1 protein-coding gene is annotated in these 778 nt (G+C 33.0%); it reads right to left on the bottom strand.

Annotation, left to right across the window (positions count from 1 at the left end):
• Positions 1-110: 110 nt before the first annotated feature.
• Positions 111-778: imidazoleglycerol-phosphate dehydratase HisB (gene hisB, locus FUA24_RS08170; protein ID WP_148541252.1), on the bottom strand; the 668-nt coding region annotated here is incomplete at its 5' end.

Below are 778 nucleotides of genomic sequence, written 5' to 3'. Positions count from 1 at the left end.
CCTGCACCGTAATCTATTATTACTAATTTCATTATTTTGTTGTTGGTTGTTCGTTGTTGGTTGTTGGTCAATGAAATCAATTAACCAATAACTAGCTACAAACAATTATTTTACAATAACCCTTTTGTACTTGGTAAAAACATTTTGTTAGCATCGCGTTTTACGGCCATTTTCATAGCTTTTGCAAAAGCTTTAAAAATACCTTCAATTTTATGATGCTCGTTTACACCTTCTGCTTTTACATTTAAATTACATTTTGCGCCATCGGTAAACGATTTAAATAAATGATAAAACATTTCGGTTGGCATATCGCCTATTTTTTCGCGTTTAAATTCGGCATCCCATTCTAACCAATTTCTACCTCCAAAATCTACCGCTACTTGTGCTAAACAATCATCCATTGGTAAACAGAAGCCGTAGCGCTCTATACCTAATTTATTTCCTAGAGCTTTATTGAATAATTCACCAAGCGCAATCATGGTATCTTCAATAGTATGGTGCTCGTCTACTTCTAAATCGCCATTTACTTTTATGGTTAAATCCATAGCACCATGACGCCCAATTTGGTCTAACATATGATCGAAAAACGATAAACCTGTATCAATATCGTTTTTACCCGAACCATCAAGATTTAATTTGATGTAAATTTGAGTTTCATTGGTGTTACGTGTAATTTCTGAAACCCTGTCTTTTAACTTTAAAAACTCATAGATTTCTTTCCAATCGGTACTCGTTAAAGCAATACAATCTAAAATATCTTGTTTAGAAGACTCTATTT

The sequence above is a fragment of the Seonamhaeicola marinus genome, from assembly GCF_008085455.1.
The sequence above is the reverse complement of the archived record's forward strand: the minus strand, read 5'-3'. Positions and strand labels throughout refer to the sequence as shown.